Origin of the sequence: Enterobacter sp. RHBSTW-01064, from assembly GCF_014103035.1 — a bacterium.
Taxonomy (GTDB): domain Bacteria; phylum Pseudomonadota; class Gammaproteobacteria; order Enterobacterales; family Enterobacteriaceae; genus Enterobacter; species Enterobacter mori.
On the sequence record NZ_JABXOU010000004.1, the window covers coordinates 111,568 to 125,462 of the forward strand.

The 13,895-nt window shown below is 57.5% G+C and carries 14 protein-coding genes; 6 read left to right on the plus strand and 8 right to left on the minus strand.

From position 1 onward, the window contains the following. Positions 1-75 precede the first annotated feature (75 nt). Positions 76-3,978, minus strand: coding sequence for an ATP-dependent RNA helicase HrpA (gene hrpA, locus HV355_RS13475; RefSeq protein WP_182402228.1), 3,903 nt, complete (start codon positions 3,976-3,978; stop codon positions 76-78). A 205-nt stretch (positions 3,979-4,183) separates the two neighbouring features. On the opposite strand from hrpA, the gene azoR reads away from it, so the two are divergent. Both azoR and HV355_RS13485 read left to right on the plus strand, forming a co-directional pair. After that, the gene (gene azoR / locus HV355_RS13480; protein WP_010430882.1) at positions 4,184-4,789 is read left to right on the plus strand and encodes an FMN-dependent NADH-azoreductase; all 606 of its coding nucleotides are present in this window, start codon (positions 4,184-4,186) and stop codon (positions 4,787-4,789) included. Positions 4,790-4,879: 90 nt separating this feature from the next. Continuing rightward, positions 4,880-5,566 (plus strand): RluA family pseudouridine synthase, encoded by a 687-nt coding sequence (locus tag HV355_RS13485; protein WP_182402230.1) that lies wholly within the window; start codon positions 4,880-4,882, stop codon positions 5,564-5,566. A gap of 7 nt (positions 5,567-5,573) precedes the next feature. On the opposite strand, the gene HV355_RS13490 is transcribed toward HV355_RS13485, so the two are convergent. After that, a complete protein-coding gene (locus tag HV355_RS13490; RefSeq protein WP_126816459.1) occupies positions 5,574-6,113 on the minus strand; it encodes a DUF2058 domain-containing protein in 540 nt (179 codons plus the stop codon). Between the two features lie 353 nt (positions 6,114-6,466). On the opposite strand from HV355_RS13490, the gene HV355_RS13495 reads away from it, so the two are divergent. Together HV355_RS13495 and HV355_RS13500 are read left to right on the plus strand one after the other, a co-directional pair. Further along, complete coding sequence (locus HV355_RS13495) at positions 6,467-7,441, plus strand: DUF1852 domain-containing protein (RefSeq protein ID WP_182402232.1); 975 nt, start codon at positions 6,467-6,469, stop codon at positions 7,439-7,441. 26 nt (positions 7,442-7,467) lie between these two features. Next, positions 7,468-8,496, plus strand: coding sequence for a methionine synthase (locus HV355_RS13500; protein ID WP_108417004.1), 1,029 nt, complete (start codon positions 7,468-7,470; stop codon positions 8,494-8,496). Here the strand turns inward: HV355_RS13500 and HV355_RS13505 are convergent. After that, positions 8,493-9,431 carry a LysR family transcriptional regulator gene (locus HV355_RS13505; RefSeq protein WP_148399358.1) on the minus strand — a complete coding sequence of 313 codons (939 nt, stop codon included), beginning with the start codon at positions 9,429-9,431 and terminating at the stop codon, positions 8,493-8,495. The genes HV355_RS13500 and HV355_RS13505 overlap by 4 nt on opposite strands. Before the next feature lie 97 nt (positions 9,432-9,528). On the opposite strand from HV355_RS13505, the gene HV355_RS13510 reads away from it, so the two are divergent. Next, positions 9,529-9,963 (plus strand): DMT family transporter, encoded by a 435-nt coding sequence (locus HV355_RS13510; RefSeq protein ID WP_010430856.1) that lies wholly within the window; start codon positions 9,529-9,531, stop codon positions 9,961-9,963. 4 nt (positions 9,964-9,967) lie between these two features. Then, positions 9,968-10,426: a DMT family transporter gene (locus HV355_RS13515; protein ID WP_182402233.1), complete on the plus strand. Its 459-nt coding sequence runs from the start codon at positions 9,968-9,970 to the stop codon at positions 10,424-10,426. Here the strand turns inward: HV355_RS13515 and HV355_RS13520 are convergent. The 5 genes from HV355_RS13520 to HV355_RS13540 are packed head-to-tail and all read right to left on the minus strand — an operon-like array spanning position 10,423 to position 13,895. After that, complete coding sequence (locus HV355_RS13520; RefSeq protein WP_182402235.1) at positions 10,423-10,956, minus strand: DUF3833 domain-containing protein; 534 nt, start codon at positions 10,954-10,956, stop codon at positions 10,423-10,425. The genes HV355_RS13515 and HV355_RS13520 overlap by 4 nt on opposite strands. After that, positions 10,953-11,477: a hypothetical protein gene (locus HV355_RS13525; RefSeq protein ID WP_182402237.1), complete on the minus strand. Its 525-nt coding sequence runs from the start codon at positions 11,475-11,477 to the stop codon at positions 10,953-10,955. Before HV355_RS13525 ends, HV355_RS13520 begins: the two co-directional genes overlap by 4 nt. Beyond that, a complete protein-coding gene (locus HV355_RS13530) occupies positions 11,474-11,959 on the minus strand; it encodes a DUF2878 domain-containing protein (protein ID WP_182402239.1) in 486 nt (161 codons plus the stop codon). The genes HV355_RS13525 and HV355_RS13530 overlap by 4 nt, the downstream gene beginning before the upstream one ends. Beyond that, a complete protein-coding gene (locus HV355_RS13535; protein ID WP_120158088.1) occupies positions 11,956-13,176 on the minus strand; it encodes a cyclopropane-fatty-acyl-phospholipid synthase family protein in 1,221 nt (406 codons plus the stop codon). Before HV355_RS13535 ends, HV355_RS13530 begins: the two co-directional genes overlap by 4 nt. Then, positions 13,173-13,895, minus strand: a complete 723-nt coding sequence (locus HV355_RS13540; protein WP_108416998.1) for a DUF1365 domain-containing protein — start codon at positions 13,893-13,895, stop codon at positions 13,173-13,175. Before HV355_RS13540 ends, HV355_RS13535 begins: the two co-directional genes overlap by 4 nt.

Here is a 13,895-nt window from a genome sequence, read left to right on the forward strand (position 1 = left end):
GGTGGCGGCTACGCCTTACCCGGCCTACATTTTCTTCCGTAGGCCCGGTAAGCGCAGCACCACCGGGCAAGTGTTTTAACCGGAAATCTGCTCCATCGCCTGCAGAATACGCTTATCCGAAATCGGATACGGCGTACCGAGCTGCTGGGCAAAGAAGCTGACGCGCAGCTCCTCGATCATCCAGCGGATCGCCTGCGCGTCTTCATCATCGCGGCGCGCGGGCGGTAGCTTGTTCAGCCACTGCTGCCATGCCTGCTGCACACTTTCCACTTTCAGCATCTGCGCGCGATCGCGGTGCGGGTCGATGGCCATTTTCTCCAGACGTTTTTCAATCGCCTGGAGATAGCGCAGCGTATCGCCCAGACGGTTGAAGCCGTTGCCGGTGACAAAACCACGGTAGACCAGCCCCGCCATCTGCGCCTTCACGTCCGAAAGCCCCAGCGCCATGGTCATATCCACGCGCCCTTTCAGGCGTTTGTTGATATTGAACACGGCGGTGAGGATCTGCTCGACCTGTTTGGCAATCTCTACCACGGTGTCGTTCAGCTCGGCGCGCACCTTTTCATGAAGCTGTGCAAAGCCCTCTTCCGTCCAGACCGGACCGCCCGCCTCGTGGATCAGCTTGTCCACGCCGCAGGAGATGCAGTCGTCAATCAGATCCAGAACCTTGCCGTACGGGTTAAAGTACAGCCCCAGCTTGGCTTTGTTCGGCAGCTTCTCGTGCAGATACTTGATTGGCGACGGGATGTTCAGCAGCAGCAGGCGACGCAGCCCGCGCCACATCATCTGCTGCTGTTCCAGCGGGTTATCAAAGAGCTTGATCGCCACGCTGTCGCGCTCGTCCACCAGCGCAGGCCAGGCTTTGACCTTGTAGTTACCGCGCTTCTGCTCATAGCTTTCCGGAAGCTGGCCAAAGCTCCAGATGTGCAGCCCGCTCTGCTCGATACCGTCGTCCGCCACCGCAGACAGCGTCTCCTGAACTTTGCCCTTCAGAGCATCCTTCAGCTCGGTTAGCGAACGGCCTTCCAGCAGCTTTCTGTTTTTGTCATCCACCACGCGGAAGCTGATTTTCAGGTGATCGGGCACCTGATCCCAGTTCCAGTCTTCGCGGTCGATGGTGGTGCCGGTCATGCGTCGGAACTCGCGCTCGAGCGCGTCCAGCAGCGGCATTTCCAGCGGCGTGACGCGGCCTAAAAACGCTTCCGCGTAGTTGGGCGCAGGCACAAAGTTACGGCGCACCGGCTTAGGCAAGGATTTGATCAGCGCAATCACCAGCTCGCGACGCAGGCCAGGAATTTGCCACTCAAACCCGCTCTCTTCCACCTGGTTCAGCAGCGGCAGCGGAATGTGGACGGTCACGCCGTCCGCGTCAGTCCCCGGCTCAAACTGATAGGTCAACCGCAGCTTGAGGTTGCCCTGATGCCAGAAGTTCGGGTAGTCGAGTTTGCTGACCGACTCCGCCCCCTCTTTAATCAGCATGCTCTTTTCGAAGTTGAGCAGGTCCGGCGTCTCTTTACTGGCCTTTTTCCACCAGCTGTCGAAGTGGCGGGCGGAGATAACATCGTGACTGATGCGCTGGTCGTAAAACTCAAACAGCGCCTCGTCGTCCACCAGAATATCGCGGCGGCGGGACTTGTGCTCAAGCTCCTCCACTTCGGCGCGCAGCTTCAGGTTTTCACGGAAGAACGCGTGACGCGTCTGCCAGTCGCCCTCCACCAGCGCGTGGCGGATAAACAGCTCGCGGCTGAGCGCCGGGTCAATCTGGCTGTAGTTGACCTTCCGTGCGGCAACCACCGGCAGGCCGTAGACGGTCACTTTCTCGGTCGCCATTACCGCGCCCTGCGCGCGCTCCCAGTGCGGTTCACTGTACGAGCGTTTCAGCAGGTGCTGCGCCACCGGCTCGACCCATTCCGGATCGATACGCGCGGCAATGCGCCCCCACAGGCGGCTGGTTTCTACCAGCTCGGCAACCATGGTCCACTTCGGCGGCTTCTTGAACAGGCCGGAGCCAGGGAAGATGGAGAAACGGGCGTTACGCGCGCCGGTATACTCCTGCTTTTCGGCGTCCTTTATGCCAATGTGGGACAGCAGGCCGGTCAGCAGCGCGATATGAATCTCGCGGTACTCCGCCGGCTCGCTGTTAACCGGAATGCCCAGCTCTTTTACCACCTGGCGCAGCTGGGTGTAGATGTCCTGCCACTCGCGCACGCGCAGGTAGTTGAGGAAATCCACGCGGCACTGGCGGCGGAACTGGTTCGAGGAGAGCGCTTTCTGCTGCTCGCCGAGGTAGTTCCACAGGTTTACGAAGGCGAGGAAATCGGACTCTTTGTCGTGGAAGCGACGGTGCTTTTCGTCAGACGCCTGCTGCTTGTCCATCGGACGCTCGCGCGGATCCTGAATAGAGAGCGCCGAGGTGATGATCATCGCCTCGCGCACGCAGCCGTGCTTTTGCGCTTCCAGCACCATACGGGCCAGACGCGGATCGACCGGCAGTTGGCTGAGCTGACGGCCCAGAGGCGTCAGCTTGTAGACCGTGGCCTGCTCGTCGGTGGTAATCGCGCCCAGCTCTTCCAGCAGACGTACGCCGTCCTGAATGTTGCGTTTGTCCGGCGCTTCGACGAACGGGAACGCCGCGATGTCGCCCAGCCCCAGCGCAGTCATCTGCAGGATAACGGACGCCAGGTTGGTACGCAGAATTTCCGGGTCGGTAAATTCCGGGCGCGACAGGAAATCGTCTTCGGAATAGAGACGAATACAGATCCCTTCCGACACGCGCCCGCAGCGGCCTTTACGCTGGTTGGCGGATGCCTGAGAGACCGGCTCAATCGGCAGACGCTGGACCTTGGTGCGGTAGCTGTAGCGGCTGATGCGCGCCGTGCCCGGATCAATCACGTATTTGATGCCCGGCACGGTCAGCGAGGTTTCCGCCACGTTAGTCGCCAGAACGATGCGGCGTCCGCCGTGCGGCTGGAACACGCGGTTCTGCTCGCTGTTTGACAGGCGCGCGTAAAGCGGCAGGATCTCCGTGTGGCGCAGGTCGCGCTTGCTGAGCGCATCGGCGGTATCGCGGATTTCGCGCTCGCCGCTCATGAAGATCAGAATGTCGCCCGCACTTTCGTTACCCAGCTCGTCAACGGCATCAAAAATAGCCTGCAGCTGGTCGCGCTCGGTATCGTCCGCCTCTTCCACAATCGGTCGATAGCGCACTTCAACCGGATACGTGCGTCCTGACACCTCGATAATCGGCGCATTGTTGAAATGCTTCGAGAAGCGCTCCGGGTCGATGGTCGCGGAGGTGATGATGATTTTCAGATCCGGGCGACGCGGCAGCAGCTCTTTCAGATAGCCGAGCAGGAAGTCGATGTTCAGGCTGCGTTCATGCGCCTCATCGATGATGATGGTGTCGTACTGCATCAGCAGGCGATCCTGCTGGATTTCCGCCAGCAGAATACCGTCGGTCATCAGCTTGACCATGGTGTTATCACTAACGTGGTCGCTGAATCGCACCTTATAACCAATGCAGCCGCCCAGCTCTGTTTGCAGCTCTTCGGCAATACGGTTCGCCACGGTACGCGCCGCCAGACGACGCGGCTGAGTGTGGCCAATCAGCCCTTTTAGCCCGCGCCCAAGCTCCATACAGATTTTCGGCAGCTGGGTGGTTTTACCCGAACCGGTTTCCCCCGCGACAATGACCACCTGGTGGTCGCGGACGGCCTCAAGGATGTCCTGTTTTTTCTGACTGACGGGCAGGTTTTCCGGATAGGTGATCGCCGGACGTGCGGCTTCACGCAGCGCAACTTTCCCTGCCGCCTGTTCAATCTCTTTCGCCATCTCCTGGTAAATGGCCTGTTGTGCATCAGGATTTTTAACCTTCTTCACCCCGTGCAGACGGCGGGCAAAGCGCTGTTTATCGCGCAGCATCAGGGAATCAAGCTGTTGCAGGAGCATCGGGAAGGTTAATTTTTGTTGTTCTGTCATAGCGTTAAAGGGCAGTACACGCCCTGATAAACTCTCTTTTTAATGATTGCTATAGAGTACCACATTGACGCCTTTCGCGCCTTATTCAAAAAATTCGAACATAGGCTTCGATATATTGCGCTATCTCTGTGGCAGGATTGTGAATAGAGTGTCAACAAGCAACGGGGCAACCCCCTTCAATCAAATGCAACAACAGGAATCACCCATGAGCAAAGTATTAGTTTTGAAATCCAGTATTCTGGCAGGGTACTCTCAGTCTGGTCAGCTGTCTGATTACTTCGTTGAACAGTGGCGTGAACAGCATTCTGCTGACGAAATCACCGTGCGTGACCTGGCTGCAAACCCGATTCCTGTGCTGGACGGCGAGCTGGTTGGCGCGCTGCGTCCAAGCGATGCACCACTGACTCCGCGTCAGCAGGAAGCCCTGGCGCTGTCTGATGAACTGATTGCAGAACTGCAGGCGCATGACGTTATCGTCATCAACGCCCCAATGTACAACTTCAACATCCCTACCCAGCTGAAGAACTACTTCGACCTGGTAGCGCGTGCTGGCGTGACCTTCCGTTACACCGAAAACGGCCCTGAAGGTCTGGTGAAAGGCAAGCGTGCGGTTGTACTGACCAGCCGTGGCGGTATTCACAAAGATACCCCAACCGATCTGGTTGCACCGTACCTGACCCTCTTCCTGGGCTTCATCGGCATCACCGACGTGAACTTCGTGTTCGCTGAAGGTATCGCCTACGGTCCTGAAGTGGCGACCAAAGCGCAGACCGATGCGAAAGCAGCCATCGACGGCTTCGTCGCAGCCTAATAATTCCCCCTCTCACCGCCAGGTGGGAGGGTTTTTCTTTTCCCCCGCTTTTCGTTATCATCCGCTCCCACTCTTCAGCCGGGCGGCCTGATGTCTGTAATCGTCGATAACTTTATTGCCCCACCTTGTCTCGATGAGATTGAAATTCTCTGGCAGGACGAGCACCTGCTGCTAATCAATAAACCTTCCGGCCTGCTTAGCCTGTCGGGCAAAAACCCGCAAAACCTGGATTCCGTTCATTACCGTCTTGTGCAAAACTTCCCGGGGTGCACGCTGGTGCATCGCCTTGATTTTGGTACGTCCGGGATAATGGTGATTGCGCGTAATAAAGCGATTAACGCCGCGCTTTGTCATCAGTTCAGCCAGCGCGCCGTGGAGAAGGTGTATAGCGCCCTGCTTTGCGGGCATGTTGAAAATGACGAAGGGGTGATAGACGCGCCGATTGCCAAAGACCCGGCGCTGTTTCCGTTGATGTCGATTTGCGCCGTCACGGGCAAACCGGCGCGCTCCCGCTACCTGGTCATCGAACGTTTTTATCAGACGACGGGGTTACCATTGACGCGGGTTGCGCTCACGCCAGAGACGGGACGAACCCATCAGCTGCGCATTCACTGCCAGCAGCTGGGTCACCCGATTCTGGGCTGCGATTTATATGGCGGCCTTGAATGGCCGGGCGCCGAAACGACGCCGCGGCTGATGCTGCACGCCAGCGGGCTGGATTTTGTGCATCCGGTGAGCGGCGAGACGATTAACGCCCGACACGCTGCTCCGTTTTAGACAGGGTTTACCACATCAAATCGTCAGGGATTTTGAAGTCCGCGTACGGATCGTCTTCATCCTGCTCTTCCTGGCTCAGCGCGCTGTTCAACACAATGCTGTCGGCATCGCGTTGGGCAATTTTGTCGGCCACCACCGCCGGAATGATCGCGTAGTCGCAGTCACCGTTAGCATTGAGCACCAGGCGCGCAATCGCCAGACGGCCGTTGATCAGCTGAGCCTGGGTTTGCTTGTCGACCTCGATTTTTTTGATCAGATTGCCGTCCGTGAAGTTGAAGGTGATGTTGCCCCTTGAAACGGTGATGCGGTTCATCTCAATCAGCTGCTTCACCTGGGCTTTAAACTCTTTCGCCAGCACGGCCTGCTTCTGCTGCTCGCTCAGCTGCTTGTCACGCTCGATCTGCGCCTTTTTGTTCTCTTCTACCGCTTCCCGAGCTTCACGCGCCTGAACGCGTGATTTCTTTGCCGTGCGCTGCACTTTTGCCGCTTTCTTGCTGCTGACCAGGCCCGCTTTCAGCATCTGCTCTTGTAAGGTGAGTTTTGTCATGATTGTTTCTAAACCGGTTGGAAATTTTGGGGATTATAGCGGGAATTGAACGGAAATAAAAAATCCCTCTCCCCTGCAGTCGGTAAACGACAAGGGCAAAGTGCATGTCACAGACATATTGCGAGCTTCGCCCGGCGGCGCTGCGCTTGCACGGGCCTACAAACGACGCTGAACCGTAGGCTGGGTAAGCGAAGCGCCACCCGGCAAGAAGTCAGCAACACCTTAAGCATTACACTTCATGAACTTCCCTCATGTTGCAGTGAAATTAAGTCACTTCCCCTGCGTCGCGGGCTCAGGCATAAATTATGTATTGATAACTTCCTGGCAACATGAACTTAGGATGCATAACCACAATGAGTAAAGCTTTTACATTTAGCCTTAAGCGCAGTTGCTTCGATGAAAATTACAACCCGTCAGAAAATACGCGTACCACCACCAACTTTGCTAACCTGGCGCGCGGTGAAAAACGTCAGGAAAACCTGCGCAATACGCTGGTGATGATCAACAACCGCTTCAACGCCTTAGCGCGCTGGGATAACCCTAAAGCCGATCGTTATGCGGTTGAGCTTGAAATTATTTCCGTTGATATGAACATCGATGGAGAAAATAGCTTCCCGGCCATAGAAATATTGCAGACGTTCATTGTCGACAAGCAAACCCATGAGCGCATCGAAGGCATTGTCGGGAATAACTTCTCTTCTTACGTGCGTGACTATGACTTCAGCGTCTTGCTGCTCGAACATAATAAAGATCGCTCAACGTTCAGCATCCCGGAGAACTTTGGTGAATTGCACGGCAACATCTTCAAGCACTTCACCCACTCTGCTGAATACAGAGAGAACTTCAAAAAACCGCCGGTGATCTGCCTGAGTGTCTCAAGCAAAGATACCTACCATCGTACGGGCAACACGCACCCTGTATTGGGGATTGAGTACCAGCCGGACGGTACATCTCTGACTGAACAATACTTTGGCAAGATGGGCCTGAAGGTGCGTTATTTCATGCCTGAGAACAGCGCTGCGCCTTTTGCGTTTTATTATTCCGGTGATTTGCTGGCGGATTATACGAATCTTGAACTGATTGGAACGATCAGCACCATGGAAACATTCCAGAAAATTTACCGTCCTGAAATTTATAATGCGAACTCGACCGCCGGACAGTGCTATCAGCCGGATCTGAATCAGCAGGATCATTCATTAACGAAAATTGTTTATGACCGTGAAGAGCGCAGCCTGTTAGCAATTCAACAGGGCAAATTTACGGAAGAACAGTTTATTAAGCCTTACAAACAACGTCTTGAGCAGTGGTCTCATAACTTCACGCTTTAATTAACCGATAATAAAGGTCTTCTATTATGAAAACATTGCTCCCGACATCAACGGCTGGCAGCTTACCTAAGCCAACCTGGCTTGCACAACCTGAAACGCTGTGGTCACCGTGGAAACTTCAGGATGATGAATTACTGGCGGGTAAACAGGATGCGCTGCGTTTATCCCTCGACGAACAGCTCCGCGCGGGCATTGATATCGTCAGCGACGGCGAGCAGACCCGCCAGCACTTTGTTACCACCTTTATTGAACACCTGAGCGGCGTCGATTTTGAGAACCGCCAGACGGTGCGCATTCGCAACCGCTATGACGCGAGCGTGCCGACCGTGGTGGATGCCGTTGCACGCCAAAAACCCGTTTTTGTTGATGATGCGAAGTACCTGCGCCAGCTCACCGACAAGCCGATCAAATGGGCGCTGCCGGGCCCGATGACCATGATCGACACGCTTTACGACGCCCACTACAAAAGCCGAGAAAAGCTGGCCTGGGAATTTGCCAAAATTCTCAACCAGGAAGCGCGCGAGCTGGAAGCCGCAGGCGTCGATATCATCCAGTTTGATGAACCTGCCTTTAACGTCTTTTTCGACGAGGTCAACGAGTGGGGTATCGCCGCGCTGGAGCGCGCCGTTGAAGGGCTGAAATGCGAAACCGCGGTACACATCTGCTACGGATACGGCATCAAGGCTAATACCGACTGGAAAAAGACGCTCGGCTCCGAGTGGCGACAGTACGAAGAGGCTTTCCCTAAGCTGCAGACCTCAAACATCGACATCATTTCGCTGGAGTGCCACAACTCGCGCGTGCCGATGGATCTGCTGGAGCTGATCCGCGGCAAAAAAGTGATGGTGGGCGCGATTGACGTGGCGACGAACCATATCGAAACACCGGAGGAAGTCGCCGATACGCTGCGTAAAGCGCTGCAGTTTGTCGATGCCGACAAGCTTTATCCGTCTACCAACTGCGGAATGGCTCCCCTTTCCCGTCAGGTTGCTAACGGCAAGCTGAGGGCACTGAGCGCGGGCGCAGAGATCGTTCGCCGTGAGCTAACCCTCTAACGCTCACGCTGCCAGTACGGCGGCGTGCCGAACCGCTCTACGTAATAATCAATCACCGCCCTGACGTTAAGGGGCGGATGACGCGCGTTCGGGTAGATCGCCGCAATGGTCTGCGGCTCGGTGTTGATCGAACACTCATGATCCGGCAGAAGCGACACCAGCTCGCCGCTGTTTAACCTTTCGCTCACCAGCCAGTCGGGGAACAGCACGATCCCCATTCCGCCCAGCGCGGCAATCAGCAGCGTTTCGGCGTTGTTGGAGGTCATCAGCGGCGCAACGGGATAGTGAACCCACGCCGCATTTGGACGGCGAATGAGCCAGCGGTTAGGCCCGGACGATCCGCGATAGACAAGGCAGCTGTGATGCGTCAGATCCTCCGGCGCATCCGGCGCACCGTGCCGTTGCAGATAGGATGGCGAAGCCGCCAGATGATACAGCTGCTGCCCAAGCACCCGCGCGTGAAACGAGGAGTCCGTCAGCGTGCCGATGCGGAACAGCACGTCGGCGGCGTCCCGATGCGGGTCGATAAAATCATCGGTGAGGGTCAAATCAAGATTGAGCCGGGGATAGCGCGCCGACAACCCCGCCAGGCCAGGGGCTACGTGCCGCTGTCCAAAAAATACCGGGCAGTTAATGCGAATGAGCCCAGTTGGCTCGATGGATCGCTCATCCAGCTCCCGGCGCGCCTCGTCAAGACTTCCTGCCATCGCCCGGGCGTAGCGGATAAAGAGATGCCCGCTTTCCGTCGGGATCACGGCCCGCGTATTGCGATAAAAAAGCTGCTGGCCGAGCGCGTCCTCAAGCTGGTGGATCACGCGTGAAACCTGCGAGGCGGAGATCCCTTCCCGCCGCGCAACCACGGAGAAATTCTGCGATTCATAAACCGCGATAAAGATCAGCAGCGCGCGAATGCTGATATTTCCGGCATCGATCATTAGTGCATTTCCTGCAATGGTGTTTCCTGCATTATGGCATTTTTCTCACTGCTGATACCCCGTATTCTTCGTCGCCTGGACAACAAGAGAGTGAGCTATGCAACTTATTTTAATTTTCCTGGTGATTGCTGGCGGGATGGGGCTGTCCGTAGAAGCGGGACTGCTGGGACCGCTAGGGGGCGAAGTGGGTGATTTGTGGGCCACGTTCAGTATCTTCGGCGTGGGTGCCGCGCTGACGTTTCTGCTGATGCTGTTTTTCAGCCCGCGCAACAGTCCGTCATTTTTTACACAGCCGTCCTGGCAACTGCTCGGCGGCGTGCTCGGCCCCGTGTACGTGGTCATTCTGACCGTTGCAACACCCGCTATCGGCATCGCGATGACCATGATTGGTATTCTGGCCGGTCAGGTGTTTAAGAGTCTGATCATCGATCACTTTGGTCTGCTGGGTACGCCACACAGGAAGATAAACGCGAAACGCATCGTGGCGCTGGTTTTTATTATTGCCGCACTGGTTCTGGTGGCACAGGGGTAAACGCATGACACTGATGATGATTCTACTGGCCGTCTGCGGCGGCGCGACGCTGAGCGTTCAGGCCGCGATCAACGGGCAGCTCGGCAGCAGCGTGGGCGTATTTAAAAGCGCGTTTCTGACGTTTTCCGTCGGCGCGCTGGTGACCGCCCTGCTCATTTTCTTCTTTGAGCCTAAGCAGGCGGTCACGCTGCTGGACGTGCCAAAATGGCAGCTTCTCGGCGCGATGTTTGGCGTGCCCTATATCGTGATAATGGTGCTCGCCGTACAGCGGATTGGCACCGCCGTCGCCACGGTAGCGGTGATCTTCGGCCAGCTCACCATGAGTATGCTGATTGATAACTTTGGCTGGCTGGGCAATCCCGCCATTCCGTTTTCGCTGAGCCGCCTGGGCGCGGTAGTTTGCCTGGGGATTGCCCTGTACTTCATCTACTCCAGCAGCAAAACCGGCAGCATCCGCGACTAAGCCGAGGTCTTACGGGTAAAGAACAGCGTCACCGTAGCGACGGTGACGCCAAATTTCTTCATCTCGGTTTTATTGAACAGATGGGTCTCATCCTGCAGGTACATCCAGTCGTCGAAATGCAGCAGCCAGGTTTTGCCGTTGGCCTTCACGTTCATGCTGTAATGCCAGTTAAAGGCGTTGCCCGTGGCCTGCCCCGTGGCAACCCCTTCAATATCCCCCGCCGTTCCCTCGTAGCGATCGTTCCCCACGCGGCGGATGTGCCAGACGCGCTGCTGTTTTTCACCATCGTCGTAAACAAAGTGTTCGTTGAGCGTCAGCGTATCGCCAATCACATCCCCGGCGATCTCAACGTGGAAACGGCGGATCTGCTTGCCGCTGCGATCCTGCACCATGCCCCACGCTTCGGTTTTGCCCTGGAAGTAATGGAAGATATCAAGCCGCGGCTGCTGCTGGCGATACTCGGTCACCTCGGTGCTGCAGCCTGCCAGCAACATCGTGAGCGCCAGCGCCAGGGTCAGGAAACGTTTCATTTTTGGCCTCCGATTAACTGCTGACGCAGTTCAGGGTATTGCGTGCGGGGATCGAGCCAGATGGCCAGAAAGCGCGTACTGAACGCCGCTGGCTGCGCTGGCCCAAGTGGAGTGAAACCTGTCGGCGCGTCAGGCGCGCGGTACCAAAACTGTCCCTGCTGATTTTTAAGCACAAACGCCAGCTGCGCGCCTGCCTTGACGTCCGGCCAGAGCGATTCCAGCCTGCGAAGCCATGCTTCGCTCAGCGGCTCCTGCTGCAAAATTCCCTGCGCCTGCCACTGATCGCGCGTCGCTTCAACCAGATCCTTACGGTCAATGTCGCGCGCATAGGTAATGACCAGCGCCTGATCCCTGTTTTCGCCGGTGTAGCGTCCATCGGGCGTCAGCAGCTGCGAGGTGTAGACGGTGAAGGGCCCCCAGGTGAGCGTGGCGCTGCCTACTTTGCGCCAGCTTAGCCAGTCAGCGGCGTTCGCGACCGGTACGGTAAGGGTCAGACAGATTAACATCAGCAGGGTTTTCATTGTTGTCTCCCCATCAGCAGGTGGAAAAACAGCATTAATACCAGCCAGCCCGGCGCCATCCAGCTGACGACGATAAAACCAGGTTCCAGGAACGTCATTGCCCCCAGCCGCTCGCCGATAAGGTAGGCCACGGGCCCGCCGACGGTCGCCAGCAGCGTTAAGATCCAGCCCGGCAAGGTAGTGGTGCACGTCAGCCGGGTCCAGACGGTGGCGAACATCAGCCACAGCGCCACCATCCACAGGGGCATCAGCGAGTCGCCCGTGAAGGCAATAAGCCCCGTCACCGCCCAGAGGGCGTCCAGCAAGCTGCCTGCGGCCGCCAGCAAAATGGCGTAAATACGGTGTGCAGGCGACAGCATCAGGCAGGCAAGGATCGCCAGCGCGAGCCAGACGACCAGCCCCCGCTCGCGAAACAGCACCACCAGCGTCCAGTAGAGATCGAACGCAATCGCAATCAGGAACACCTGCACGTAACGTCTCATACGCGTTCCGCTGTCAGCTGCACCACGCTGATGGTGCGGGCGTTAAACCCGGCTTCGCAGTAGCCGAAGTAGTAGAGCCACATCCGGCGGAAACGTTCGTCAAAGCCGAGCGTTTCAATCTCCTGCCAGGCGTGGACAAAGCGCTGCCGCCAGTGAGCCAGCGTGCGGGCGTAGTCCGGCCCCATGTCGAAGAGGTTGCGCACCACAAAATCGGTGTGGCGCGTCATTAATTCGTTCATGGCGGTGACGCTCGGCAAAAAGCCGCCGGGGAAAATGTAGCGCTGAATAAAGTCGACGCTTTTGCTGTAGTCGCGGTAGCGCTGGTCCTGAATGGTGATGGCCTGAATCGCCATCCGTCCCCCCGGGCGCAGCCGCGCCTGGCAGGTACGGAAGAACGTGGGCAGATAGCGTTGCCCGACGGCTTCAATCATCTCTATCGACACCAGCTTGTCGTACTGCCCGGTAAGGTCGCGATAGTCGCAGAGCAGCACCTCAACGCGATCCTGCAACCCGGCGCGGGCGATGCGCTCGGTCGCCCAGATATATTGCTCCTGCGACAGCGTGGTGGTGGTGACCCGGCAGCCGTAGTGACGGGCCGCGTATTCCGCCATTGCTCCCCAGCCGGTGCCAATTTCCAGCAGGTGGTCACCCGGGTTTAGCGCCAACTGGTCGCACAAGCGCGCCATTTTGGCCTGCTGAGCCGCAGTCAGATCCTGCTCGTCAGCGGTAAACAGCGCGCTGGAATAGAGCAGCTCTTTATCCAGAAAATGGGCATAAAAGGTGTTGCCCAAGTCGTAATGGGCGGCAATATTTTCGCGCGCCTGCGCGCGGGAGTTACGCCGCGTCCAGTGGCGCAGCCGCTCCAGCGGCCTGCCGAGCAGGCGGAAACCCTTCTCGAGACGGCCAAGCACCTTGCCGTTGAGCGCCAGCAGTTCCAGAAGCGGCGTCAGGTGCGTGGTCTCCCATTCGCCGTCCATCCAGGCCTCTGCCGCTGCAAGGCTGCCGCCCGTTAAGATGCGCCAGTAAAGCCCAGGCGAGAGGATCTGCACATCGGCATGCAGCGCGGCAGATGCCTCACCAAAGTGAAAGGTTTGCGCCCCTTCACGCAGCGTCAGCGAGCCGCCGCGTATGCCGCTTAGCAGCCGAAAAAGCAGCCAGCGCGCGATGCGGACGTTGCGCGGGATATCGGGTTCTAGCGCAAAGACGGGATCGGTCATGAGCGTTCACTCCTGCTGACGGGATGGTTATACAGCGGCACGCGCTTGAGCCACAGCCGCAGCGCCTGCCAGTAAATGGCGAAAACGGTTTTCAGGGTCATCAGCGGGATGCGCAGCAGCAGCGAACGCAGCGCCGGGCGGGTCAGCGGCTCCCGACGCAGCGCCAGCGTGGCGTCAAAGACCTTCGCTTCCTGATGATTTTCAATGTGCATATGTAGCGTGTTGTCCGGGTTGTTGAAGCGCCAGTGGTAGACCATGTCCATCGGGTTGAAGGGCGAAACGTGAAAGGCTTTCTCCGTGGGCCGGGCATTCTGCCCGTCTACCGCGTAGTAGTGCCGCTCGTTCCACGGCGTGTTGCGCACTTCGGCGAGCACCCAGCGAAGCGCATTGTGCTGGTCATAGCAGTAGTAAAAATTGACCGGATTAAAATGGAACCCGAAATAGCGCAGCTGCGTCAGGAGCATGACTCGCCCCTGCGGACGTTCCCCGGTCAGGCTCTCCAGCCTGCTCAGCACGTTCTCTTTGAGCGGCGTGCCCAGCGGATAGTCCGCGTCGTGGAACGAGGCGGCGGCCACGCGGTTACGGCGTACGCCCACCGAGGGCAATGTTTCCAGCTCATCGAGATCCAGCCAGGCCATAAAAACGCTGTAGCTGAATGTGTGGGTTTTCGGCTGGAGGCGTCGGTGGCGCAATACGCCATGGTAGAGGCAGCTGTTCAT